The sequence below is a fragment of the Mesorhizobium sp. P2_E6 genome (assembly GCF_056403835.1).
In genome coordinates, this window is sequence record NZ_JBFUEQ010000004.1 from 198,685 (window position 1) to 223,394 (window position 24,710).

At 62.4% G+C, this 24,710-nt stretch carries 22 protein-coding genes; 8 read left to right on the forward strand and 14 right to left on the reverse strand.

Annotated features, from left to right (window positions below):
* Nucleotides 1-20: 20 nt before the first annotated feature.
* Both minC and AC1D08_RS11670 read right to left on the reverse strand, forming a co-directional pair.
* Nucleotides 21-851: a septum site-determining protein MinC gene (gene minC, locus AC1D08_RS11665; RefSeq protein WP_457153743.1), complete on the reverse strand. Its 831-nt coding sequence runs from the start codon at nt 849-851 to the stop codon at nt 21-23.
* 448 nt (nt 852-1,299) lie between these two features.
* The gene (locus tag AC1D08_RS11670; protein WP_477423148.1) at nt 1,300-2,478 is read right to left on the reverse strand and encodes a DUF3644 domain-containing protein; all 1,179 of its coding nucleotides are present in this window, start codon (nt 2,476-2,478) and stop codon (nt 1,300-1,302) included.
* A gap of 592 nt (nt 2,479-3,070) precedes the next feature.
* Between AC1D08_RS11670 and AC1D08_RS11675 the strand changes: the two genes are divergently transcribed.
* Together AC1D08_RS11675 and AC1D08_RS11680 are read left to right on the forward strand one after the other, a co-directional pair.
* Nucleotides 3,071-4,234 (forward strand): hypothetical protein, encoded by a 1,164-nt coding sequence (locus tag AC1D08_RS11675; protein ID WP_477423150.1) that lies wholly within the window; start codon nt 3,071-3,073, stop codon nt 4,232-4,234.
* A 518-nt stretch (nt 4,235-4,752) separates the two neighbouring features.
* Nucleotides 4,753-5,499, forward strand: a complete 747-nt coding sequence (locus AC1D08_RS11680; RefSeq protein WP_457153569.1) for a bestrophin-like domain — start codon at nt 4,753-4,755, stop codon at nt 5,497-5,499.
* Between the two features lie 155 nt (nt 5,500-5,654).
* On the opposite strand, the gene AC1D08_RS11685 is transcribed toward AC1D08_RS11680, so the two are convergent.
* Together AC1D08_RS11685 and AC1D08_RS11690 are read right to left on the reverse strand one after the other, a co-directional pair.
* Complete coding sequence (locus AC1D08_RS11685) at nt 5,655-6,167, reverse strand: OmpA family protein (protein ID WP_095091251.1); 513 nt, start codon at nt 6,165-6,167, stop codon at nt 5,655-5,657.
* Nucleotides 6,168-6,177: 10 nt separating this feature from the next.
* Nucleotides 6,178-6,837, reverse strand: a complete 660-nt coding sequence (locus tag AC1D08_RS11690) for a L,D-transpeptidase (RefSeq protein ID WP_457153570.1) — start codon at nt 6,835-6,837, stop codon at nt 6,178-6,180.
* Between the two features lie 564 nt (nt 6,838-7,401).
* Between AC1D08_RS11690 and AC1D08_RS11695 the strand changes: the two genes are divergently transcribed.
* The gene (locus AC1D08_RS11695; protein ID WP_457153571.1) at nt 7,402-7,932 is read left to right on the forward strand and encodes a FecR domain-containing protein; all 531 of its coding nucleotides are present in this window, start codon (nt 7,402-7,404) and stop codon (nt 7,930-7,932) included.
* Nucleotides 7,933-7,938: 6 nt separating this feature from the next.
* Nucleotides 7,939-9,807 carry a CHASE2 domain-containing protein gene (locus AC1D08_RS11700; protein WP_477423153.1) on the forward strand — a complete coding sequence of 623 codons (1,869 nt, stop codon included), beginning with the start codon at nt 7,939-7,941 and terminating at the stop codon, nt 9,805-9,807.
* Between the two features lie 143 nt (nt 9,808-9,950).
* Here AC1D08_RS11700 and AC1D08_RS11705 read toward each other — a convergent pair whose 3' ends face one another.
* Entirely contained in the window at nt 9,951-10,376 is a 426-nt protein-coding gene (locus AC1D08_RS11705; RefSeq protein ID WP_477414606.1) for a globin family protein, read from the reverse strand.
* 885 nt (nt 10,377-11,261) lie between these two features.
* Here AC1D08_RS11705 and AC1D08_RS11710 point away from each other — a divergent pair.
* From AC1D08_RS11710 to AC1D08_RS11720, 3 genes are read left to right on the forward strand one after another with little or no spacing between them, the layout of a single operon-like run.
* Nucleotides 11,262-15,386, forward strand: coding sequence for a Pls/PosA family non-ribosomal peptide synthetase (locus AC1D08_RS11710; RefSeq protein ID WP_477423155.1), 4,125 nt, complete (start codon nt 11,262-11,264; stop codon nt 15,384-15,386).
* The gene (locus tag AC1D08_RS11715; RefSeq protein WP_457150311.1) at nt 15,383-15,844 is read left to right on the forward strand and encodes a GNAT family N-acetyltransferase; all 462 of its coding nucleotides are present in this window, start codon (nt 15,383-15,385) and stop codon (nt 15,842-15,844) included. The genes AC1D08_RS11710 and AC1D08_RS11715 overlap by 4 nt, the downstream gene beginning before the upstream one ends.
* Nucleotides 15,841-16,503 (forward strand): 4'-phosphopantetheinyl transferase family protein, encoded by a 663-nt coding sequence (locus AC1D08_RS11720; protein ID WP_457150310.1) that lies wholly within the window; start codon nt 15,841-15,843, stop codon nt 16,501-16,503. The genes AC1D08_RS11715 and AC1D08_RS11720 overlap by 4 nt, the downstream gene beginning before the upstream one ends.
* Nucleotides 16,504-16,550: 47 nt before the next feature.
* On the opposite strand, the gene AC1D08_RS11725 is transcribed toward AC1D08_RS11720, so the two are convergent.
* The 8 genes from AC1D08_RS11725 to AC1D08_RS11760 all read right to left on the reverse strand — a co-directional run bounded on the left by AC1D08_RS11725 (nt 16,551) and on the right by AC1D08_RS11760 (nt 21,989).
* On the reverse strand, nt 16,551-16,700 hold the full coding sequence (locus AC1D08_RS11725; RefSeq protein WP_457150309.1) for a hypothetical protein: 150 nt from the start codon (nt 16,698-16,700) through the stop codon (nt 16,551-16,553).
* 10 nt (nt 16,701-16,710) lie between these two features.
* Nucleotides 16,711-17,028: a DUF2934 domain-containing protein gene (locus tag AC1D08_RS11730; RefSeq protein WP_457150308.1), complete on the reverse strand. Its 318-nt coding sequence runs from the start codon at nt 17,026-17,028 to the stop codon at nt 16,711-16,713.
* A gap of 182 nt (nt 17,029-17,210) precedes the next feature.
* Nucleotides 17,211-17,480 (reverse strand): vWA domain-containing protein, encoded by a 270-nt coding sequence (locus tag AC1D08_RS11735; protein WP_457150307.1) that lies wholly within the window; start codon nt 17,478-17,480, stop codon nt 17,211-17,213.
* 305 nt (nt 17,481-17,785) lie between these two features.
* Nucleotides 17,786-18,304 (reverse strand): DoxX family protein, encoded by a 519-nt coding sequence (locus tag AC1D08_RS11740; RefSeq protein WP_457150306.1) that lies wholly within the window; start codon nt 18,302-18,304, stop codon nt 17,786-17,788.
* Between the two features lie 257 nt (nt 18,305-18,561).
* Nucleotides 18,562-19,041, reverse strand: coding sequence for a tetratricopeptide repeat protein (locus tag AC1D08_RS11745; protein ID WP_457150305.1), 480 nt, complete (start codon nt 19,039-19,041; stop codon nt 18,562-18,564).
* A gap of 174 nt (nt 19,042-19,215) precedes the next feature.
* Nucleotides 19,216-20,187, reverse strand: a complete 972-nt coding sequence (locus AC1D08_RS11750; protein WP_457150304.1) for an MBL fold metallo-hydrolase — start codon at nt 20,185-20,187, stop codon at nt 19,216-19,218.
* A 114-nt stretch (nt 20,188-20,301) separates the two neighbouring features.
* Nucleotides 20,302-20,544, reverse strand: a complete 243-nt coding sequence (locus AC1D08_RS11755; RefSeq protein ID WP_457150303.1) for a DUF680 domain-containing protein — start codon at nt 20,542-20,544, stop codon at nt 20,302-20,304.
* 323 nt (nt 20,545-20,867) lie between these two features.
* On the reverse strand, nt 20,868-21,989 hold the full coding sequence (locus tag AC1D08_RS11760; RefSeq protein ID WP_457150302.1) for a KamA family radical SAM protein: 1,122 nt from the start codon (nt 21,987-21,989) through the stop codon (nt 20,868-20,870).
* A 164-nt stretch (nt 21,990-22,153) separates the two neighbouring features.
* Here AC1D08_RS11760 and AC1D08_RS11765 point away from each other — a divergent pair, with 164 nt between their 5' ends.
* Nucleotides 22,154-23,089 (forward strand): hypothetical protein, encoded by a 936-nt coding sequence (locus tag AC1D08_RS11765; protein ID WP_457150315.1) that lies wholly within the window; start codon nt 22,154-22,156, stop codon nt 23,087-23,089.
* 29 nt (nt 23,090-23,118) lie between these two features.
* On the opposite strand, the gene AC1D08_RS11770 is transcribed toward AC1D08_RS11765, so the two are convergent.
* Nucleotides 23,119-24,675: a serine hydrolase gene (locus AC1D08_RS11770; RefSeq protein ID WP_457150301.1), complete on the reverse strand. Its 1,557-nt coding sequence runs from the start codon at nt 24,673-24,675 to the stop codon at nt 23,119-23,121.
* Nucleotides 24,676-24,710: the final 35 nt, after the last annotated feature.

Genomic DNA, 24,710 nt, shown 5'->3' on the forward strand with positions numbered 1-24,710 from the left:
CCTGCCGGCCGCAACAAATGTCAGCTGAGCGGCGCGACGCGCAGCCCGTCCCCGTCGAGAAATGCCTGGATTGGCTTGCCGCGCGAAACGCCTTCCATCTCCTCGGCGGTGACGTACCAGCCGTCGACCGCCAGAAGCTCGGCCTCGTTGCGGCGGCAGAAGATGCGCGCGCCCTTGTTGCCGAGCGCGCCCGCCGAAGCGCGCCCGCGCAGCGTGCCATAGACATGGATCGAGCCCGCCGCGATGATCTCCGAACCGGAAGCGACCGAGCCCAGCACGATGACATCGCCATGCGGGTGCACGATCGCCTGGCCGGAGCGGATCGGCGACTTGATCATCAGCGTGCCCGAAGCTTCCTGCCCAACCTGCGGCTCGCTCTCGCCTGCTTTGCTTGCGCCAACCTTGTCAGCCTGCGCGCGCCCCACATCGGCGCGCCCCGCACCTGCGCGTTCCGCGTCCGCACGAACCTCTGGCGCCTTGCCCTCGGCCTTCTCCTCCGCCCTCGCCTTGCGGCCGGGCAGCAGCCCATCGGTCGTCGCCTCCTTGGCGCCGGTCAGCACCGGTGGCAATTCGGCGCCGAGCGAAGCGCCTTCGAGCTCGATGGCATAGACGCGGATGTCGCGCGTGCCGAGTTCCGCCACCAGCGCCGCGATATCGCTTGGCTGCGGCTTCAGCGTGTTCAGATCGAGCAGCACCGGCCGGCCGCTGAAATAGCCGGGCGAGTTGCCGATCCAGTGGTCCAGCCCCTCCAGCCAGGCCCCCAAAGGCGCCTCCGGCGTCAACGTGAAAGCGACGAACGAGCGGGCGCGAAAGCGAATGGATTTGGCCTCGAGGGGAGCGGCAAAAGTCACTGGCGGCGAATCCTTACTGATAGGTAAACGCTAGCGAGTGAATGGTTAACGAATGGTTAATGGGGCTGGATAACTACTTGGCAGCCCGCATGGAATCGGAAGGTTGGCTAGACGCCGATTTCGGACGCCAACCGGCGACACATTGTACGTCTTGATATGGGCCGAAAACTGCCCGTCCGCTTATAGGAGGATCGGCGAACTGTTGCGAAGAACGACGACCCTGCCCACAGCCGGGCGCATGAAATGAATTGCGCCGGGCGCCATGCCTTCATCCGGAGCGGTGACAAGGAATACCTGGCATTTCGGTTCAAGGAGCCTTCTAGGCCGGAGCGGCACAGGAGTTCGACGGTGAGATGTACTACGCGCTCGACCGCAGCAAAGGGAACGGCTGGGAGAAATGGCGGAAGAAGGCGACGTCCAACGTGTTGTAAAATACTAGGTCAGCAGGTTAGGCCGCAGGCACGGCGTGTGCCGCGTCGTACTCTGCCTCCCACGCCAATCGTTCAGCAATAAGGAGATCAACCCAAGCGTCGTTGTACGTATAGCTTTTGTAGGCCTTATGGTAGATGCAGTATTTTTTGTTGGTTTTGTCGCCCTTGTCCGGGCGAGCCTTGTGCTTTTTCCAAGCTGTCGTGTGATCACTCACCGAGTAAGCATACTTGCATTTGGCTTGAACGGCCTTGGCCACCTCTGTAGGCTTATACGGATAGAGGTCGTCCGAAATCTTGTATTTCTGCAATACGTTGTGGACCACCTGACCCTCTTCGGAATCTGGCATGAGAAACTGAATATGAGAGCCGCCTTTCGACGCGCTGTCGAGCGTGTAAACGACGCGGAACTGGTACTCCAGATCTTCTAGCTCTTCCTCGGTCAGATCGGCAGACACAAGAGCATCGAGGGCGGAGATATGGGCTGGAACGTCATAGGACTGAAGCTGCGCCGCCTGGTCAATTTGAAGCTTGCCAAACTGCAATGCGACGGAGATCTCGTTCTGCAGCGTCATTCGTGGTCCAAACCACTCCACAATCGTCTTATCGAAATTGAGGGAGCAGGCTTGGAAGATTGACAGCCATTTAGGGTCACTCCGACCCATCAAGCGGTGTTCGACCTGGTCCCTGATCGACTTTATCGTTTTCAGGTTATTCTTGATGCCTTTGCTTAAAGGGCAATCCGGTCGGGTGAGCATGAAGCTCAAGCCGAAAGAGGTTCCATCTGCATTGAGCGTGGCGATGTTCTTGCGCTCGTAATGTTCGTGCAACAGGTAGGTCCACGCGATGTTGGCCATGATCGCGAATATGCCAGTTTTGAAATTGTAGGTGCTGCTGTTGAAAATGGTCACAGCCAGGATCATCGCCTCGCGGGCACGAATCAACCTTTCATCCTCGTAGAGATTGAGGCCAGTGACAGGGGCGAAACTCTGCTTCTTCTTTTTGAAGAATTCGATTTCTGCATCCGTAGCTGCAGCAATGGAGGCATCTTTTTTGACCGTCGATATGCGACCAAAATTCACTGTCGGATCGCGTCCGAAATTGATCAGGGCATGAATGTCTTGGTTCCGCGCGCCTTTGGCAAGGAGCCCCTTGATGACGCTCTTCTCTTCGGCGTCCAGTCCCCGAAGTTTTGGCATGTGTTGTCCCTCCACAAAACCCAGCGGGGCTTAGGCAATTCTTATAGAAGGTACAATAATGATAAAGTATGAAAGTAGCCAATTGACGGCGTTGCCATTACAGCCCACATTTTGCTTGTGAATTTCGCAGACCGTACATACCTCTACCGCGTAGCCGCTTTAGGCTGCGTGGTGGTGTTCCCGGATACCGTTGAACGCTGTTGCCTCCCGGCCGAAATTCATCATTCCAGTGCCGGTTTTGTCGAATGACTGGGATGTGGCGCAAAGCAGAATGGCAATTTGGGGGCCGTTTCCAGACCGTCCGGTTTTGGTAGTAAGTTGCGAGAAGCTGCCGTTCTGCAGCCGACCCCTTAGCGGACATGGGGAGCTACTTCGAACAAGGATGTAAGCTGCCCTTCCCCATTCCAATCCAATGGCAGTCCTTCGGGCCTACCATTGCAGTTTGGTGTACCTTTGCTTCTATAGGCTCTAAGCGATTCCAAGGGGGGGATTTTCGCCTTTCCAGCTGCAGAAGGAACATCGTCAAAGCACGGCTCCCATAGTGCCGCACGACCAGCGCGATGCGCGACTGAAACACACGAACGGGGCAGGAATGTTGGACTTGTTCACTCCGCGATTCCGGGAAGAAAAACTCCACAATTACTTTCGTCGCATCTCGGCCGACCCTGACTACGCAAAGGTCCAGCCTATCATTCAAAGCTGGGCGACAGGCCTGCTGGATCGAAGGGGAGAGAGCCAGAAATTCATCAATGAATTTCAAACGACATTCAATTCCTCGATGTGGGAACTCTATCTGAACAGAGCGCTGATCGATTTGGGCTGCAGTGTCGACTTTTCAAAGTCAGCGCCCGATTTCTTCGTCCGGGGACCCGGAAGCTACGAGTTCAACATAGAGGCTGTCGTCTCTGACCAGCCTCCGACCGCGAAGCAGCAGAAGACCTTCAACGAGCAAGATTTCAAAACCCGGGGTGCGCTGAAACTTGCTGGGAAGATCAGGGACAAGCTGGATCTTTACCGCGGAAGCAATGGAAAGAAGCACCCGTATTCCTCGATGAGCCACGTGTGCAGTCGGCCATTTGTCATTGCAATCGCCCCCTTCGATAGCGACCTCTCGCTCACCCAAAACAACGAACTCATCAACATGGCCCTTTTTGGCTTGGCGCCGCCTTTGCTCGAAGGGCCAGACCTAGGAGAGCAAGACAAGATAACCTCTCTCTTGAAGCCTTCGGGTGCGCCAGTTGAGATGGGAATTTTCACGAGCGATTCGTTCAAAGAGATCAGCGCCGTTTTCTTTTCTACGGTCGGGACCTTTGGAAAAGCAGTCGTTGAAAGTAAGATTGATAGGCTCGTCCGGGCGACCCGTTACAGGGTGATCGACAAGGACAGGATTGCGCCCGGTTCGGAGCTCTGGCAAGTCGGGACGCACCGGTTTCGGCTCGCCGCGCTGAACTACCTCCTCACGCAACGACGAGAGAGCGAGCATCAGATCGGCGGTGCAGATGTGCTTATTCAGCACTCATCGTTTCATCGTGAAACCCATCTGGATGGGCTTCAGGTCTATTTCAATCCGTTTGCAGAGGTACCGTTTGAGCCAGAATTCCCATGGCCCGCAGAAATCGCTCTCAACTATTACGACGTCGAAAGCGGTGAGCACATCCAAGCGCATCCTGACGGCGCGCTCGTTTCAAGGCAGGTTTATGAAATAGCCCCCGAATACATTCGGCTTCTGCTCGGCAGTTACGGCTTTCTTCGATGATTGTTAGCCGAATTGGAGAGGCTTCAAGATCGATTCCTAAGTCCGCATCCTGAGTTCTGCGTTCAAGAGCGGACTGACAGCAACCCACCCTAAGTCAGCCAGCACGGTGTCGGAGCAGGTAGTCGTGCTATCATCACCGGGCGGCACCCTTCTGCCCTGCGCAACGCGGCTGCAAGTGCCGGTTGGCAAGCACAGGCTGACGGCAGCAGAGCAGCCCGCCCCAAGCGCAAAACACCAACCTGACCTGCAACAGGAGTCCAGGCGGGATCGATTGGCAGGCAATTGGGAATCCTCCCCTCGCAAGCACCCCTCCGACGCGCTTATGAAGCAGGTGTTTCGACCGGCGTGGGCAGCTGATTGCACCCGTGCATGGAGTTTGTTGACAGGATGGAACACAGTGGCATTGCCACGAGTGGAACGACGGCCTTACAAACGCCTGACGACGAATTCTCAGGAGGGCAGGCGCTGCTATGAGTGGCTGGTTGCATACTCTTCCACTCGCTTGGATGGCTCTCGTCGTGTTCGGGGCCACCTATATCGTCGCGTTCATCTTGCACCAAGGCATCGCCGCTCTGTCCGTGGGCTCCACGGCGCGGTCATTCAAGGCGCTTTCGCCTGGCATGTTGCCGCCGCTCGGTATCATCTTTGGCTTGTTTGTGGCGTTCACCGCGGCTCAGGTCTGGAGCGACAACGATCACGCCAATGCGGCAGTCAATCGCGAGGCCAGTGCATTGCGGTCGGTCGTGCTTCTGGCGAGCAGCTTTCCCGGCGAGCCCGAGGCGCGCTTACGGACGCTGGTGCACAGCTATATCGAGGAAACGACGAGCCAGGAGTGGCCGCTGATGGCCGAGGGCGCGGCGACCGTCACCATAATCCCGCCTGCGCTTAACGAGGCGCTGCGGACGACGCTGGCTTTGACGCCAAGCAATCCCGGCCAGGAGATCGCGCAGCGCGAGATGACGAGGTGGCTTGAAGACGCTTTCGAGGCGCGTCGCCAACGGGTTCTCGTCAGCTCCGCGCAAGTCAACCCCACGAAGTGGGCCTGCCTGATCCTGCAAGCCTTCTGTGCTCTTCTCGCGATCGCGATCGTTCACAGTGATAACCGAATGGCATCGGCGATCGCTCTTGGAAGTTTTGCGACGGGCGTGGCGGCATCCGTTCTCTTGATTCTCGCCCACGATCGGCCCTTCACGGGAGAGATCGCAGTGTCGCCGCAGCCGTTGCTGCAAGTCATGCCGGAATCCAAAGCGGGCGGCGGCGGATGATACAGGTAGGAGTGCAGAGACGGGTAGATTCCCGCTCTGGTGTGGCGCCGGTGACAGCGGTTAAGCCAATCTCTTCGGCCGACATGAGGCGCAAAGCAGCCATGCCGTCGTCGCGTTGTGAGACTCTGATTTGGTGACAAGCAAAACAGCAGCCCCTACGACTCGTCCCTCTCATCGCGCAAATTAGACACAACGCGGCGGTTCTGCGACCTGCAGGCGGAGTTGGGGCAGTCGCGGACGAGCCTGTCCTTGCCGTAGCCCTTGGCCCACATGCGGTTGCGGTCTATGCCGCCGGCGGCGAGGTAGTCCATCACCGCATCGGCGCGCTTCTGCGACAGCGCTGTTTCGCTCGCGCCGGGATCGTCGGCGAAACCCTGCAGCTTGAGCAGCCAGCGCGGATTCTTTGCCAACCAGGCGATCTGGGTGTCGAGGGTGGCCTTGGCGACAGAATCGAGCGCGGCCGAACCTTGCGTGAAATAGATGCGGCGGCCGACATTGAGGATAAAATCCTCCTCGCTGCCCGGCTGCACGTTCTGGAAGCCGGCAACCTCGGCGTTGGTGACGTCGGGCGTGGGAGGGGCCAGCGTGTTGCTGGTCGAGCAGGATGCGGCCAGCACCAGCAGGCTGGCGGCGAGCAGCCGGCGCGTGTTTTCAATCATGCGGCTCATGAGGCGCCAATCATTCGACAGTGGTGGAAGCGGGCGCCTGGTCGGCGATGTGCGGCAGGACCTCCACCGCGGTGCCGATCGGGCACCGCTGGTAGAGGTCGATGATGTCTTCCGGGAACATGCGGATACAGCCGCTGGAAGCGTCGGTGCCGATGCTCCATGGCTCCAGCGTGCCATGCAGGCGGTAGCCGATGTCAGCGCCGTCGCGGTACAGATAGAGCGCGCGCGGCCCGAGCGGATTGTTGGACGCGCCGCCTGCGATCATGGGCGGTAGCTCCGGCCTGCGCTTACGCATTTCGGGGGGCGGGACCCATTGCGGCCACAGCGCGCGGCGGTCGATCGTCGCGCGGCCGTACCATTTGAAGCCCTCCTTGCCGACGCCGACGCCGTAGCGGATGGCGGTCTTGTTTTCCATGATGAGGTAGAGGAAGTGGTGGCGGGTGTCGACCACGACGGTGCCGACCGGCTCGCTGCTGAAATACTTGACGATCTGGCGATGCCATCTCTTGTCGATCTTGGCGAAGTTGGTCTTGCGATAGACAAAATTGTTGTCGCTGGCAGTACCGGCGAAATAGGATTTTGCCGTCGCGGCTTGAACACTTTTGCCGGTTGCACCGACCGCGACCAGCGCCAGGCCGCCGAGCACGACCCCCCTGCGTGATAAAACCATCGGCAATCCCCACTGCCTTGAGCCTGGCGGACCATAGTTGAGAATTATTTCGCCTCAAAGTGGAAAATGGTGCGTTGCTTCAGTCCGCCGTCAACGGTCTGTCCACTTTTGGTCCGAACCCAAGACTGTAGACGCTCTCCGATCGGCACCGACTTCAACAAGATAATGGTCAGTGAAATTTGACTCGCCGCTCGCCGCGACGAACGTCAATACACGCCTGCACCTTACGCTCGTGCTTCTCGACCGCCTCACGAGTGTCGAAAGGCCCCTCCCGCTTGCCGGGTTTTTCGCCCTTCTTGCGTGGGGCGCTCCGTCATTGCCGGTCCCTCCAGCACCTCGCCCCGGGTCCTTGGCGGTAAACGTCGCCGCCTGATCGACATTCGCATCGCGGCCGGGGCCTTGCTTGGTGTCGGAGCAGGTTTGTCGTGCTAGGATCGCCGGTCGGCACCCCTCAGCTCAACACGGCTGCAAGTGCCGGTTCGCACGTACGCCGCCAGGCTGGCGGCGCAAGATTCTTGCCGCGGATTTTTGCAGGAGCAATTTACAAGAGCAAGGGGGACATCGATGAGCGCAAGGGACCGATTTTTCCGTAGCCTGGTGGCTGGCCTGTTTGCCGGTGTCTTCTGGGTGGATGCCGCCCTGGCGCAGGGCGCGGGGTGTGCGTTCGCGCCGGAGGGCGGCACGTCCCGACAGACCCTGAGGTGTCAGGAAGGCCTTACCATCATTGTCGAAGGTGGGGCTCGGTTCACGCTGGCGGACCGCGATCGAAACGGCAAGGTCGATACGGTCAGGTTGCGGCGCAAGGCGCTGCTGCTCGATGCTCCAGCCGGGTCGATCCCGGGTGGCTTCGCTGTTGTCACCCCACAGGCGATCGCCGCGGCGCGAGGCACCAAATGGGCGGTCGACGTCGGCGGGGGCAAGACGTCTGTCTTCGTCCTCAGAGGCCGCGTCGCCGTGAACCGGCCCGCGTCCAGAGCCGGCGTGGTGCTGGCGCCGGGCGACGGCGTCGACGTCGACGCCGGAACAGGACCACTGACCGTCAAGCGCTGGCCCGCCAAGCGCGTTTCCGCCTTGCTGGCCCGTTTCGGCCAGTGAGCCGCAGTGAGCCGGCGAGCGCTTCCGACGCTGATCGCGCTCATCCTGGCGGGTCTTTGGGGCGCCGGCCTGGGCTTCGCGCACTGGCGCGGCAATCTGTGGTTTCTCGACCGCGTCGAAGCAACGATGACCGATCTTCGAACGCTCGTTCGAGGAACGGCAAAGCCGCCGGAGCTGATCACCATTGTCGCGATAGACGATGAGGCGGTGCGGCGCGAGGGTGCATATCCCCTCAGCCGCGCCACGCTTGCCCGGCTTGTCGATACGATCGCGCGGCTTGGACCGAAGGCCATTGCGCTCGACCTGCTGCTGGTCGATCCGGGGGAAAAGGACAACGATGAGGCGCTCGCGCGTTCGCTGAGCGGGAGTGCGAGCGTCATCGCTGCCGCGGCGGTCTATCCCGGAGGTGAACAATGGACGGTGGCCAAGGGCGACGGACCCATCGCCGGCGTGCCGAATGCCGAGCGGTTCCTGTGGCCGCTGAAAGCGTTCTCGGATGCCGCAGCGGTCGGCGTCGTGAACGTGGCCACCGACAAGACGGGAACGCCCCGCTTCGTGCCGTTGCTGTTTCGGGCCGGAGATCGGCTGGAAACGTCTTTCCCCTTGCGTGTTGCCGCCATGGCAGCAGGAGGGGATCCAGAAATCGCCGCCGATCATCTATCGCTGGGCGGACGCTCGATCCGGACCGACATTGGTCACATCCTGCCTCTGACCTTCTATGGCCCGCGCGGCACGATCCGCACGATCAGCGCGGCGACCGTGCTGGAGGGCCAACTCGATCCCCGCACGATCCTGGACCGAATTGTGGTGATCGGAGCCACTGCGACCGGCACCGGCGATGTTTACCCGACACCGTTCGATCCCATCCTCCCGGGCGTCGAAGTCATGTCGACGGCGATTGCCCATCTGATGGCCGGCGATGCAGTCGTGCGAGACCAGTATGTCCGGCTTGCGGATGCCGGCTTTGCAGTGGTGTTGCCAATGGTTCTTGTCGGGCTGTTGGCATGGCGGCGAAACGCCGGCGGCCTCGCCGCGGTCGCCGGCGTGGTCCTGATCTGGCTGGTGGTCAACATGACCGCCTTCCTGCACCACATCTGGCTGAGCGCCGCGTTGCCGATGACCGCCGCCATTCCGCCGGCCATCCTGTTCGGGGCCGCGCAGCTTTGGCTGGGCAGGAGCCGGGCGCAATTTTTCGCAACGCAGAGCCAATTGCTTCAACGCGTTGAAGCCCCAGGCATGGGGGAGTGGCTGGCCAAGCATGGCGACTTCCTCTCGGAGCCCGTCCGGACAGACGCCGCCATCCTGTTCATCGACCTGTCCGGCTTCACCGGACTGAGTGAAACATTGGGACCGATCGCCACACGCGAACTCCTGAACAGTTTTCATGCCTTGGTCGGCGAGGAAGTGACGCGTTGCGGCGGCGTCGTCACCAGTTTCATGGGTGACGGAGCCATGATCCTGTTCGGCCTGCCGGAACCGTCGGCAAATGACGCCTTCAATGCCGCCCGCTGTTGCGTGGGGCTCTCCAGCCGCACCAACGATTGGCTGGCGTCGTTGCCTGCACCGACCGCATCCCGGCTCGGCTTCAAGATTGGAGCCCACCACGGAACGATCGTAGCCTCTCGGCTCGGCGGCGAAGGCCGTCAGCACATCGCGGCCATCGGTGACACGGTCAACGTTGCCAGCCGCCTGATGGAGATCGCAGCCGACCAGGACGCCGAGGTCGCGGTGAGCGACAAAATGCTCGATGCCGCCGGCCGCGATTGCGCATTGTTCAAATCCGGTACCCTGAAGGGACCCGTGGAAACACAGATCCGCGGGCGATCCGGCTCGCTCGCTATCTGGCTTTGGCAGAGTGCAGGGACGCCGCAGTAGAGCGTCGCCGCCAGGCCTGCGGCTTGCCCGGCGAACAGCTGGACCCCTCAATGCCGCTTGAAATACTGCAACTCGCGCTCATGCTTCTCGCCGCCGTGCACGCATGACAATTCCGGGCGTCGTCAGATCATGCGCGCCAGCCCTCACGCCGCGAGTTGGACCTCACGGGCGGCCGCGATCATGACACTCGCGAGCAAGCCGTAGGCTGCCTCCCAGGCCTCCCGCACCGCCGGTGTAAAAGCGGGGCCGAGGCCGGCCGCCAGCGTCTCGATCAGCGCTTGCCCGACGATCGGGTAATGATGCTCTTCAACACCGTAGGTGACGTGACGCTTGGCGAGTTCGCGCACGGTGGGCAGAATGGTTTCGGCACGATCCAGTCCATGCACGACGAAGCCCAGGCTCGCCATCAGCTTGGCGCCTTGCTTGGTCATGTCTCTCACCGGAAACAGCGCCCGAAGAGTCCCGTCGATCGCGAACAGGCGTTCATAGAACAAGGCGGCGGCAGCCGCACGGATCGGGACGACCTCACGAAAACTATCCTGGACAAGTCGAATCTGGTCGGGTGTCATCGGCGCGCTCCTCTGGTTCTGGTCTGGGTGAGCCTCGACCATGCGCCCGGGGTGTTTCGCATGCATGTCGCCTGTCGCGCCTATGTGTTTCAGTTATGTCTCAATTTGGCTTCAGGTTGCGTTCGATTGTTTTCAAACTCCTTCCCGGCACCGCAATGTTCGGCAGCCCCTCCCCTCAATGCCACTTGAAATACTGCACCTCGCGCTCGTGCTCCTCGGCCGCTTCGCGAAGGTGGCGCCCTACGGCGCCCCCCTCTGCCCTGCCGGGCGTTCGTCGTTCGGAAAGCCAAGCAATTGGCTTTCCGTCCGCTTCGCGGACCACTTCTCAACCCCCGCAAGAAGGGAGATTGGCCGGTACTTCCGCTTTCGCTAAACGCCGGCGCCGAAGCTGCCAATCTCCCCACAAGTGGGGGAGATGGCCGGCAGGCCAGAGGGGGGCGCCGTGGAGCTCGACGGCGGAGGCTTCACCCTCCCCCAAGGACCAACAAGGGAGAGCAGCGCAACAAATCCAAGCGGGTTCCTTCGGGCGCCGGCGCATTGGTTGACGAAGCATCAAACGCAAAAACCCGCCTGTGCGGCGGGTCATTGGCGCAAATCAGCACCATGGACGAATGCATAGCATAGCTGCCCTCACCATGTCAAGAATAAATTCCTATCGAAAGCCCCCGGCGCAAAAGCCGCCGACACCGCCGGACTGGCCGTCGTCAGGCCTTTGTTGACCTGAGTTCGGAGCCCTGAGGCGGAGGGCAAGAAGAGCGCCCAGACACAATCCAGAAACAATATTCAACAGTTCGGAAAAACTGGCGAAAAGATCGGATGGCATAACCATCCCGCGGCGGCCGGAAATTGGCCGCGCTGGGCGTTGCCCGGCCAAGACGGGAAAGTATGCAAATGGACCAAGGTTTCGATATCGCCGAACTGGACGCGGCAAGACCGGACAGCCAGCCGGAAACTGGCCTGGCAATCGTCGATGCGCTCGTGGAGGCCACTCACGGCTCCGGAAGGCGCGCACGCGGCCAGATCCTGACGGGCGCCGACTTTGCCCGGCAGGGGCAACCCGGTGAGCGGCTCGATACCGTCTTCGAAGAGCTCGCCGAGACATTTGCCGCGTTGCCGGCGGTGATCTCCGACGGGCGGGTCTGGACGTATCAGGAGCTGGACAACCGTGCCAACCAGTTCGCCCGCCTGCTGGTCAAGCGAGGCGTGCGAAGGGGTGACCGGGTTGGGCTCATTCTCGACCGGTCGGCGGAGACCTATGTTGCCGTGCTGGCGGTTATGAAGGCAGGCGCGGCCTTCGTGCCGCTGGCCACCGCGTTTCCTCAGGAGCGGATGACGCTCATCATCGAAGACGCCAGCGTCAGCCTGATCGTCACCATCGCCGCCTACGCGTCGCGAGCCGATCAACTGCCCGTTCCCCACCTGCTGATCGACAGCGCCGCCACCGAGATCTCCAAACAGTCGAGCGCGCCGCTGAAGCCGGATGCGAGGACCGCTGTATCGGACGACACCTGCTACATCCTCTACACCTCTGGCACCACCGGCAAGCCCAAGGGCGTGGTCATCAAGCACCAGAGCTTCGTCAACTTCATCCGCGTCGCCGCCGCATCCTACGGATACCGGCCGGGCGATCGTGTCTACCAGGGCATGACCATCGCCTTCGACTTTTCCTCCGAAGAGATCTGGGTGCCGTTTGTCGCCGGCGCGACGGTCGTGCCGGCGCCAGGCCAGATGCCTCTCGTCGGCGAGGAACTGGCGGATTTCCTGCGGCTCCATGACATCACCTCCATGGCCTGCAGCCCGACCCTGTTGTCGTCGATGGCGAGCGACGTGCCCAGCCTGCGCACACTGCTGGTGGGCGGCGAGGCCTGCCCGCACAATCTGGTGGTGCGCTGGTCGAAGCCGGGGCGGCAGATTCTCAACACCTATGGCCCGACCGAAGCCACCGTCACCGCAACCATGGGCGCGCTGACGCCCGACAGTCCGGTGACGATCGGCGCGCCGTTGCCGACCTACTCGATCGTCATTCTCGACGCTTCGCTGCCGCAGCTTGCGGAGCCTGGTGAACTGGGTGAGATCGGCATCGCCGGCATCGGGCTTGCGGTCGGCTATCTCAACCGGCCGGATCTGACGCACCAGAAATTCATCGCCGATTTCCTCGGCCTGCCCAACAACCCGTCGCAGCGCATCTACCGGACGGGCGACCTTGGCCGCATCAACGACAAGGGCGAGATCGAGTATAACGGGCGCATCGACACCCAGGTGAAGATCCGCGGCTATCGCATCGAACTCGGCGAGATCGAGGCGGTGCTGCTGGACCAGCCGGAGATCGCGCAGGCTGCCGTCACCACCTGGGAGATCGAGCCCGGTCGCGTCGAACTCGTTGCCTACTACGCGCCAAAACCAGGCCTGCCGGCGATTTCCCGCGCCGATCTCGCCCAGGTGATGAAGCGACGCCTGCCGGACTACATGGTGCCCTCCTACCTGGAGGAACTGCCGGCGATCCCGATGACGGTCTCCAACAAGGTCGACCTTCGCCAGCTGCCGAAACCGACAAGCCTTCGGCTTTCGGCCGATCGCGCGATGGTGCCGCCCGGCAATGACGACGAGCGTTTCCTGGCCGACGCACTGGCTGCGGTGCTGAAATTCGACGAGGTGTCCGTCGAGGACAATTTCTTCGACGATCTCGGCGCCAATTCGCTGCTCATGGCCCATTTCTGCGCGCGCGTGCGCACCAGGAAGGAATGGGCGACGACGTCGATGCGCGACATCTATCTCTATCCGACCGTGGCGCGCCTCGCCAAACACCTAAGCGTGGCGGAAGGGATGACGACGGCCACCAATGAGCGCGTTCTCACCCGCAAGGCGTCGAATTTTGCCTACTGGACCTGCGGCGCGGCGCAGCTCCTGTTCTACGGACTCTACAGCTATGTGGCGCTGTGGGCGTTCAATGACGGCCTCAACTGGATGTATGACGCGCTCGACAATCCGCTGCAGCTCTATTTGCGCTGCGTGGCGCTTTCGGCCGCCGTGTTCTTCGGCATGTCGGGCTTCGCCGTCATCGCCAAATGGGTCCTCATCGGCCGCTGGAAGGCCGAGGCGTTTCCGATCTGGGGCCTGCGCTACTACCGCTTCTGGGTCGTCAAGACATTGATCCGAACCGCACCCGTCGTGCTGTTCCGGGGCAGCCCGCTCTACAGTTTCTATCTACAGCTTCTCGGCACCAAACTTGGCAAGAACGCCGTCATCGAATCGAAATCGGTGCCCGTCTGCACCGACCTCATTTCGATCGGCGCCAACACCATCCTGCGCAAGGAATCGATGATCCTCGGCTTCAGGGCCCAGTCCGGCTACATCCACACCGGCCCGTTGACCATCGGCCGCGATGCCTTCGTCGGGGTGGGCTCGACGCTCGACATCGACACCAGCATCGGCGACGGCGCCCAGCTCGGCCATTCGTCCTCGCTGCACCGCGGGCAAAGCATCCCCGACGGCGAACGCTGGCATGGATCGCCGGCCGTGCCGACCACTGCGGACTATTGCAAGGTGCGCAACGTCGATCCTTCCAACATCCGGCGCTTCCTCTTCGAAGCGGTCCAGCTGATTGGCCTGTTTGCCATCGTCACCCCGCTGCCGCTATTGTTCCACAGCTATTGGGAGAACGTCGGCGACGACTATCAGGAGACCATCGGCATTGTCGCGATCGGCACCACGGTCACGCTTTTTGGCTACATCGCCGTGGCCTTTCTCGCGGCAACGCTGGTGCCGCGCCTGTTCAGCCTGATCCTGAAGCCCGGCCGCACCTATACGCTTTACGGCTTCCGTTACTGGCTGCAGACGGTCGCCGAATTCTCGAGCAATTCCCGCGTCCTCGGCCTCCTGTTCGGCGACAGTTCGGCAATCGTGCACTACATGCGCGCCATCGGCTGGAACCTCAACAAGGTGGTGCAGACCGGTTCCAACTTCGGCAGCAACCAGCAGCACGAAAACCCGCTCCTGTGCGAGATCGGCACCGAGACCATGGTGTCGGACGGACTTTTCATGATCAACATGCACAAATCCGCCTCCGCATTCCGGCTCGAGCAGACGCGGATAGGCGAGCGCAACTATCTCGGCAACAACATCTATTACCCGCCGGATGGACGCACGGGCGACAACGTGCTGCTCGGCACCAAGGTGATGATCCCCATCGATGGGCCGCTGCGCGAGAATGTCGGCCTTCTCGGTTCGCCGTCCTTTGAAATCCCGCGCATGGTGAACCGCGACAAGGAACTCATCGCGGGTGTCGACGAGGACGACCGCCGCCGGCGCATCCCACTGAAGAACCGCCACAATATGGTGACGATCCTGCTGTTCGTGGCAACGCAATGGGTCATGCTGTTCGCCACACTGGCGATCTGGGACCGCGCGCTGAACTACTATACCGAATGGGCGGAGGTCGCCCTCTTCGTCGCCGTGCTTTTGACGTCCGCGATCACCATTCCGTTCTACATCCTTGTCGAGCGGGCAAGCCTTGGTTTTCGCAGGCTGAAGCCGCAGATGACGACGATCTACGACGTCGCCTTCTGGCGCCACGAACGCCACTGGAAGCTTGCGGATTCGCCGATCGTGCGCCTGTTTGCCGGCACGCCGTTCCGGCCGATGATCCTGCGCATGCTGGGCGTCAAGGTCGGCAAGCGGGTCTATGACGGCGGCAGCAACCTGACCGAGCGTTCGCTGGTCGAGATCGGCGATGACGTCACGCTCAATGAAGGCTGCGTCATCCAGGCCCATTCGCTGGAAGAAGGCGCGTTCAAGTCCGACTACATCCGCATCGGCAAGGGCTGCACGCTTGGACCTTCCGCATTCGTCCATTACGGCGTCGTGATGGGCGAGGGATCGATGGTCGACGTCGACTCCTTCGTGATGAAGGGCGAAGAGCTGGAGCCCAACTCCATCTGGCGGGGCAATCCGGCCAAGCTGCATCGGTTCGTGGAGCCGGTCACGGACGATGGCTCCAGGGCATCGGCTTGAAGGCCGCAGAAATTCTTCTCGCCACCCTGACCAAGGCCAACCAGGCCTTGGTCATGTCCCTGCAACTGGCCCCCGACCAGATGGATCTCGTCGCCAGCAATGCGGAGTCCCTGGACGAAGCCAGGTCTGACAGGGACGCGCAGCCCCGCGTCGTGATGGCTGGGGATCGTGTCGTCGGCTTCCTGATGTACGAGGCGCCGCAGGATGACGACGAAGCGCGGATCTACCGCTTCATGATCGACCGCACGTGGCAGGGCAGAGGCTACGGCAAGGCTGCGTTGCGTGAAGTGCTGGACGAAATCAGAAAGCTCGGCCACATTAGGCACGTTTCAATCTGCTACGAACCCCGCAATGAAGCAGCACGACAGCTCTACAGTGCCGCCGGTTTCGTGGAACAAAGGCTCGACGAGGATGGAGAAATGATCGCCGACCTCGCCTTCGCGGCGGATGATCGTTGACGCGGCCGCCCTCCCCTGAAAGTGCGCTTGCGCAAACATCCCTGCTGCAGGCGATGGTCGCCATCGCGCCCAAAAGTGTCCGGATCGGATGCCGGGTCATACAAGACGGAGACGAGGCCCACCTGCTGCCCGAGGAGGCACGCTCCATCCTCGCGCGCCAGCCGGCCATGCGGCGCGCAAGCGGAGCGGCCCGCTGGATCGCACACGGACTGCTGGCGGATGTTGGTGTCAACGACTTCGCCATCCTGCGCGCGCCATCCGGCACGCCGGTCTGGCCCGGCGGGATAACCGGTTCGCTCGCCCATGACGACGAAATGGCCGTAGCGGCGGTTGCGCCTGTTGCCGACATCGGCTCCCTTGGCATCGACGTCGAGCCCGCCCAACCCTTGCCCGATGACATCTTCGCGCTGGTCGCAACCCGTGCGGACCGGACAGACGCCGCGGACCCGCATCTTGCCGGTCGCGTGCTGTTTTGCGCCAAGGAAGCGGTCTACAAGGCGGTCTATCCGCTCGATCGCGAGGTCCTTGGCTATGAGGATATAGAAGTGGACCTCTACACGGGCCGAGCGACGACCAAGGGGGGCCGCAAGGTCAGCCTCGCTTACTGCGTTGCTCCGCGCGTGGTCGTCTTGGCGTTTGTTGACCAAGAGGCGGTTTAAGTCTCGTGCGGATGGTGGAAATGGGTCACGGCGTGACCCACCACCCCTCAGTGCCGCTTGAAATACTGCACCCCGCGTTCATGCTTCTCCGCCGCCTCACGCGTGTCAAACGTGCCGAGGTTGCGGCGCTTGCCGGTCTTTTCGTCCTTCTTGCGTGAATAGAGGCGGTATTTTCCGTCCTTGAGTTTCCTTATCATCCGTCTCTCCCTAGGACCGCCGCTTGCCCCCGAGGTTGCGCGCGGCTTGCTCGACCGCCGCTCGGTCGTGGCCCAGCCTGTCGATCAGCTCCTGCGCCTCGTCGCCCGATATGCCGGTGCGCATCGCCAGCGCCTCCACCGCCAGGACGTCGGAGCTGGCGATCTCGCCTGTTTCCGGCAGCGCATCGCCTGCCGTCAGCGGCAGCGCCGCCTCCCTATCGATCTCGGCCGCGGCCTGATGCCAGTGCCGCTCGGGATCCCCGCCCCCTTCGCGTTCCCAGATCTGGTATGCGCGCTGCTGGATCTTCTCATGCCGTTCGTCGCCCATGATCATTCCTCCGTTGCGTCAGGGAAGAACGCCGCGCCGACCCGAACGATCCAAAGAATCTGCGTGATCGTGGGTCATTTTGCTGGGATGGCGCTGGGCAGCGCTGGCCAGACCACGAGGTCATTCAAGGCCGCGGGCGAGCCCACCGCCTGGATGTCGGCCGTTCCCGGCCGGCCTTGTTGTCAGTGCCCCCAGATTCCCTGGCCATAGCCGGCTGACATGTCGGAGTTCGCACTTCCTCCCGGGGCCGGCGCGCTGTTGGCGGTGCCGATGCTCTTCGTGCCGCCGAGGTCGAGCGCATTGGCGCCATCGGACCCCATCGAATGGTAGACGCTGCTGCTCGGATAGGCGTCGGGGCCAGGGATGTAGTCCGTGCCATAGTTGTCGCTGCCGGCAAAAGCCGTGCCGGAGGCAAGCAAAACCGTGGCAATGGCCAAAACGATCTTTTTCATTTCAAGCTCCATCTTTGAAAGTTGACATTTGGCCCCAACGCGCCGCCCGCACCGCGTTCATGAGGCCTTCCCTTGATTGCTCTCGGGCGAAACCAGCCAACCGCGATGCCTACGGATTTGCGGCGGCAGCTTCAGCGTACGGTCGTGTTGGTCCTTCGTACGCTGTTGGCCAATTCATAGGGCCGTGGTGTTTGCACCGGCGTGGGACGGCGCGTGGTACCAACCACCGCAAACGTGGAATTCTGCGTTGAATGCGGCCGGGAAGCGCGTAGAACGCTGCCCGGGAGCGCAATGTGATGGCAATTTCAGATCGGCAGGCTGGTCTCGCCGTGCTGGGGATAGGCCGCCATGAGCGCGTCTACGGTGTCTTTGTCGCCACGCCGGGGCTTCACGAAACCAGTGAGCACCCTGTCCAGCGAAATCCTGCCGGCGCCTGATATGGCCAGCACGAACATGCCACCGGCAATGGCGAGATCCTTTTCGAAATGCAGCAATTCGTTCTGGTTGGCGAAGTTGGTGTGGAAGAGTGTCGCCGTTGCCAGGCAGAACAGGCCGAGACCGATGGCGCCCAGGCGCGTCAAAAGGCCCAGCCCGACCGAGAGCCCTGCCCCCAATTGCAGCGCAACCGTGGCAACAAACAGCGGCAGGCTGACGCCCAGCGCGGCTATCGCCTTGGCGGCGCCGTCGAAATGGGTGGCCAGTGTCAGGCCTTCATGCAGGAAGAGCAGGGAAAGCAGCAGGCGGCCGGCAAGGAGGGTCACATCCCCAGCGTATAGCTTCGTGGCGAGGAGGTGCAGCTTCGCGGCAAGTTCAGTCGGTGTCATGGTCGGGCTCCAATTTTTCTAACAGGCAGGCGCCGCGTCCGGTCGGACAGGCGCAATGGCGCTGCCAAGCGTCTGATTGAAAAAGGCCGGAGCCAGCGCAAGGGAGGGGATGCCGGCTCCGGCAATGGGCGCCAGCCACGAGCGCCCAAACTATGGTGCTTAAGAGGGATGGCGCGGCGCCAAGCCCCCTCTCCGTCTCGGCTTCGCCGAGCCACCTCTCCCCACATTCGTGGGAGCGAGGAACAGCCCTCTGGGCCCTACTTCGTCACCTTGGTGTCGATGGCCTTCTGCAGGTCCGACAGTTCCTCGCAGCCGGCCGGACAGAGTTTTTCCAGCGACGCCAGCTGTTCGTTGGCCTTGGCCATGTCGCCGGTCTCGACATAGAGCTCGCCCAGATATTCGCGGGCGGCCTTGTGGTCGGGCTTCAGCTCCAGCGCCTTGGTGTAGTAGGTCAAAGCGGTCTTGTAGTCGCCGGTCTTGCGCAGCGTGAAGCCGAGCAGATTGTAGACGTCGGGCTGCTGTGTGTCCTGCGCCAGGTCGCGCAGCTGGGCCAGCGCGCCAGTATAGTCCTTGGCCTCGATCTTGGCCTTGACGGCGGTGAGGTCAGGCGCGTTAGCGCCCTCGATGTCGTCGACGGCATAGGCGGGCATGATGGTCGCGACCGGAACCACGGTCAGCACCGCAACGGCGCCGAGCAGGCCGAACAGGGCATGTTTGCCAAAAACAGAATGTTTCATTGTCTTTCTCGCTTGGGTTGAGTGCTAGCGTTGAGAAGACGTTCGAAATTCGCTCTGGCGAGTCAGCTGATGGTGGTTTCGAGAACCGCAGCGCAGCAGAACGTCCGGTCCGTGAGCAACGGAAGCGCAGAAAACGCCTTCAGATGGCCGCCAGAGTGGAGTTTCCAAACGGCCTCAGATCTGGACCGGAGTGAAGCCGTAGGCGTTGCCGTCCTTGACGAAGACGCCGGTGCCAGGGAATGGAAAGTGCGAGCCCGAGATGCGGATGTTGTCGGCAATCACGCGGTCGATGATCTTGTGGCGCGTAGTGATCGCCGTTGGCCCGTCCTGGTCGTAGCTGCCCTGCCATTCTGGATGCGGCGCCAGAAGGGCGGGCACATACATGGTGTCGGCCGAGGTCATGATCTGCTCGTTGCCGGAGTTGGCCAGGTAGACCGAGTGGCCGGGCGTATGCCCGGGCGCGGCGATGATATGGATGCCGGGCGCCACCTCGGCGCCGTCCTCGACCAGCTTCCAGTTTTTCCATTTGGGGAAGTTTTCGGCGATGCGCTTGCCCGCCGGCTTGCGGCCCTCGGGCAGCTTTGCCAACCGGCCGGGATCGGTCCACCAATTGTATTCGGTGGCGTTGACGATGAGCTCGGCATTCGGGAAAACCGGCGCGTTGGTGCCCTTTTCCATCAGGCCCCAGACATGGTCGGGGTGGAAATGCGAAATCATGATGGTGTCGATCGCCTTGTAGTCGATGCCGGCTGCAGCCATGTTGGCCGGCAGGTGGGTGGCGTTGGTCTGCCACTGGCCGACACCAGACCCGGCATCCATCATGATCAGCTTGCCGTTCATCTTGAGCACGACGACGGTGAGCGGGATGGGCATGAAGTCTGTGGTCAGCCCCGCCTTGGCGAGTGCTGCCTTGGTATCGTCGACCGAAACATCCTTGATGAAGGCCGGGTCATGCGGCTTGCGCCAGATGCCATCGTAGATGGCGGTGATCTCGATGTCGCCGACCTTGTATTTGTAGAAGCCGACTGTCGGCTCCACTGGCGTTTCGGCAAAGGCCGGTCGGGTGAATTCAAGCTTGCCGGCAAGGCCGAAGGCGGCAGCGGCAGCGGCGGATCCAAGCAGTGTGCGTCGTGTCATGCTGGACATGGTGGTCTCCTCTGTTGGTGGGTGCGGAAGGGATGATGGAGGGCCAAGCCCCAGGCCATCCCGATGCGGTTGAGGTCCGAACTGTTGGGATTCGGGTCTTGACCCCCGGCGAACTCAACGACCCCAGATGCCTTGGCCTGGTTCGCTCGCATTCGATTGCGTCGTCGCGTGCCGCGGCCCGGTCGTGACCTTGGTGTCGACGCCGTCTGTAGGTGCAATGTAGGGGATCGACGCGGTGGCGTTGGTGTCGACGGAGGCGACCGGTGAATTGGCGTTGTTTGCGCCGTGGTCACTGCCGGCAAAGGCAGCGCTCGAGGCAAGCAGCATGGCAGCCACGCTGAGAGCGAGCTTGGTCATTATCGTAGGTCCTTGTTTCGTTTCTTCGGGTTGCGGGCCGGGCGAATGGCCTCGCTGAAGGGAAGACCCGGCAGGGCGGGCCTTTATTCCCGGTGCGACAAGATTTTTATGAAATAATCGAATTCAAGTGCTCAGTGGCCACAAGGCTTGGGTTCCTCGCCCCCATGTCATGGGGGAGAGGTGGCTCGGCGAAGCCGAACCGGAGGGGAATGGCGCTGACCTAAGCAAATTGCGCTCTTGAGAAGGCAGAGCTCTACGACGCCTCCTCTTCGCCCGCTTCGCGGCCGCCTTTCCCCCGCTCCGTTGGGGCGAGGAACCCAAGCTTAGGGTCCGTCGACAAGCTCCGCATAGCCCCTCACCTCGCCATCCAGCCCGCGAATGCGCCAGTCCGTGCCGTCCTGCGCCTCGACATAACACGGCCCGATCGGCACCTTGCCACCGCCTTCCGGCAGGTCGAGCACATAGACGGGGTTGCAGATGCCCGACAGGCGGGCGCGCAGCGCGGCGGCCAGCGCCTGGCCTTGCGCGATGGTGGTGCGGCGGTGGGCCATGCCGCGCGCAAGGTCGCCATGGTGCAGGTAGTAGGGTTTGACGCCGAGCCGGTACATCAGCTCGCGGCAGAGTTCCTCCAGCACCTCGACCGTGTCGTTGACGCCTTTCAAGAGTACGCTCTGGTTGAGCAGCACGAAGCCGGCTTGCCGCAAGGTGCGGCAGGCAGCTTCGGTGACCTCGGTGATCTCCCGGGGATGGTTGAAATGGGTGACGACCGTGACCATCAGCCGGCCCTGCAGGGCCGTGACCAGCCCCGACGTGATGCGCGAGGGCAGCGCCACCGGCACGCGCGTGTGGATACGTAAGAGACGCACATGCGCGATCGCCTCGATGCGGGCGCGGATTTCAGCCAGCGCCTTGTCCGGCAGCGACAGCGGATCGCCGCCGGTCAGGATCACCTCGCCGATTTCGGGGTGATCGGCGATGTAGGCCAAGGCCGGCTCCAGCGCCTCGCGCGTATAGCCGCGGCCGATCGAGGTCAGCGATTCCTTGCGAAAGCAGAACCGGCAATAGACCGCGCATTGATAGGTCGGGAACAACAGCACGCGGTCGGCATGGCGATGCGTCAGCCGCGGCACCGGGCTGAACGCGTGGTCGGCGATCGGATCGTCGAGCTCGCCCTCCTGCTCCACGAGTTCGTCCGGCGACGGGATGACCTGCGCCCGGATCGGATCGGCGGGGTCGTTCCAGTCGATCAGGTCGAGATAGGTTTTCGGGATGCGCACCTTGTGGTTCGCGGCGGCGGCTTGCGCCGCCGCGCGCTCGCCCGGCGACAGCGGCAGGGGCGCGAGATCGCGCACATGGCGCACGCCGGCGCGGACGTCGGTCTGCCAAATGGCGTCGGAGGTGTCGAAGCGCTCGATTGCATCGGAAAAGTTGGCGTCTGAAGTCATCTGATATCTCGGGGGCAATTTCTGGCGGAGCTATCGGCCGGATGGCCAGGCGGGTCAACCACCTGCATGCCGCAGGCCCGTCGACGCGAGCCCATAGGTATTTAAGCAAAATAGAACTATTCTGCGCAGTATTCTGCGCAGCCCGGGGGTTTCAGGGAAAACAGATGGACTTCAATACGGGCCATGGCTACCTGCTCATCGGCGGCCTCATCCTGGTTGGCGCCGGCCTGCTGATCCTGTCGCTGATCGTCAATCTGCGCGTCGCCCACAGCGTGCGCGACGACGTGCGCCACCGCGAAAAGCTGCTGGAATACTATCGCAACATCTTTTCGCAGCTGGGCGTGATCCTGATCGGCATCGGCGTGTCGCTGTTCATCTTCTTTTTCCAGCAGAACTACCAAGACCAGCGCAGACGCGAAGCGGAACTCCAGCAGGTTCTGGCCAAGCTGGCGGCACGCATCGCCCACGGCGCCCCCATCGTCGGATCGCTTGGCCAATTCGACGCTCTGCTGGATGAAGGCGGGGCCTACGTCAGCCCCGAACTTGGTGGAACCAACGCCGCGATCGGAGCGCAGGGGGCGCAGCTCGGCAAGCAGGTCGGCGAGATCGCGCTGGTCGAGCGCGACATCGACGTCCGGGACTTCGACGTCCTCAACCTGTCACGCGATTTCGAATCGTCGTTCGTCGTCAACGAGCTCGACCCCACGCTGTGGTTCGACATCGTGCGTGACGAGAGCGAGATCAAATATGCCACCACCCAGCTCGCCCTCGACTACAAGGACCTGCAGGATGCGATCGGCGGCCAGCCGGTCGAGCTTGCGATCGCCAATCCTGAAACGGGGCGCAAGATCAAGCACGAGGTGCTTGACGTCTTCTACGATGCCGATCTCCTGCGCCAGCGCAGCAGGAGGTTTCTCGGCCGTGCGTGCTGGCTCTTCAGCCACGGGCGCAGCTTCGTTGGCCTTGCACCGGTCGATGCGATCGAAGCCGATGCGAGGTCGCATCAGGAATGGATAGACCGGTCGAAACCGTTCCTGATGCAGGCGAAGTCGGGCAACGGCGATTGCTTCAAACTGCTCCAGTACGGCCCGTCGCCTTGAGCTGCCGCCGGCACTGTTCGATTTGACGGTCAGTCGCCCACGCGCCGCAGCGTGCCGAGATGATTGTCGTCGAGGAAGCCTATGGTCATGGCCGACGCCTTGCCGTCCGGGCCGACGACGAAGCTCACGCCGGTTGGTCTGTCCGGGGTCTCGGCATCTGGAAAGGTCAGGAAAATGTCGCCGTCGAAATGGGTCAATGAATAGGACCGGGCTGCAGCCGGGCCTACCCTCAGCACGAGGTCGTCTCCCGCTTTCGATACGATTGCGTCGCCAATGAAGTCGTTGGCGTAGCGGCCGGCATAGGCGCTGGCCGGTCCGGCCGGCCTCGCCGGGGAAGGTGGCGCTGCATAGGTGGCCTTGGCTGCCGCCACCGCCGGGCCGAACAGGCCTGCATAGATATCGTCCCACGCCTTCACCCAGTCCTTCTCGACCGTGCCGTCGAAGACGAGATCGGCGAAGCTGTCGGACAATCCCTCCGGCAGTCCTGTCGGAAAGGCGTTGGTGATGATGACGATGCCAAGCTTCTCCTTCGGGAAGACTGTCACCAGGGTGCGCGCGCCGACGCTGAAGGCGCCGGCGTGGCCCCAGCTCAGGCCGTGCCGGCCGAATTCGACATTCCAGCCGAGGCCGTAGAACGAGGCACCTCCAGAGACGGGATTGTTGCCGCGCGCCATCAGCGGAACATGCGTCTGGTCCAGCGCATCGGCGGCAATCAGTGTCTTGCCGGCGTAGACGCCGTTGCCGATGATGAGGCGCACCCATTGCGAGAGGTCACGTGCGGTGGAACTGACGCCGCCGGCGGGCGCCTGCGCATCCGGATCGCGCTCTATCTTCGCGGCCCAGGCGCCATCGACCTTGACATGAAGCGCGGCGCGGTTCGTGTGCTTGACGAAGTCCGAATGGCGCGAACTGGTCGAGGCCATGCCAAGCGGACGGTAGAGCTTCTCCTCGGCGACCTCCTCCCAGGGCTTGCCTGTCGGCGTCGCGGCCGCCACGGCACCCTCCGTCAATCCGAAATTGCTGTAGGAATACCCGGCGCGAAAGCTCGACGATGGCGGGACGAACCGCAGGCGATGCAGGATTTCGGCGCGGTCGTAGCCAATGTCCTCGAGGTCGTCTCCGGCGGTCCCGGGCAGTCCGCTGCGGTGCGAAAACAGGTCGCGGACGGTGAGTTGGCTGGTTGGATAGGGATCGGCCAGCCGGAAGGCCGGATCGAGGTCGGCGATCTTCGAATCCCAGGACACGATCCCGTCGCTGACCAGCGCCGCCACGACGGTGGCGGAGACCGGCTTGGAAAGCGATGCGATCTGGAACACGGTGTCGGCGTCGACGGCCTCGGGCTTGCCTGCCTCGCGATGGCCGAAACCCCTAAGGAAGATCACCTGGTCATCGTGCACGACGGCGATGGCGAGACCGGGTACGGCACCGTCCGCGACGGCGGCTTCGGCAAGCGCTTCAAGCTTGGGTAGGGCAGCCGTGATCCGCTCGGGCGTGATGCCGTCGGCCGGCGCCGCCTGCGGCCAAAGCACCATGGCGGCGATGAGTGCCCAAGTCCTCCAATAACGGAGATTCTGATCCAGCCGCATGAGCGAGCCTCCTCCCAGGCATTCCCGTTGCGATC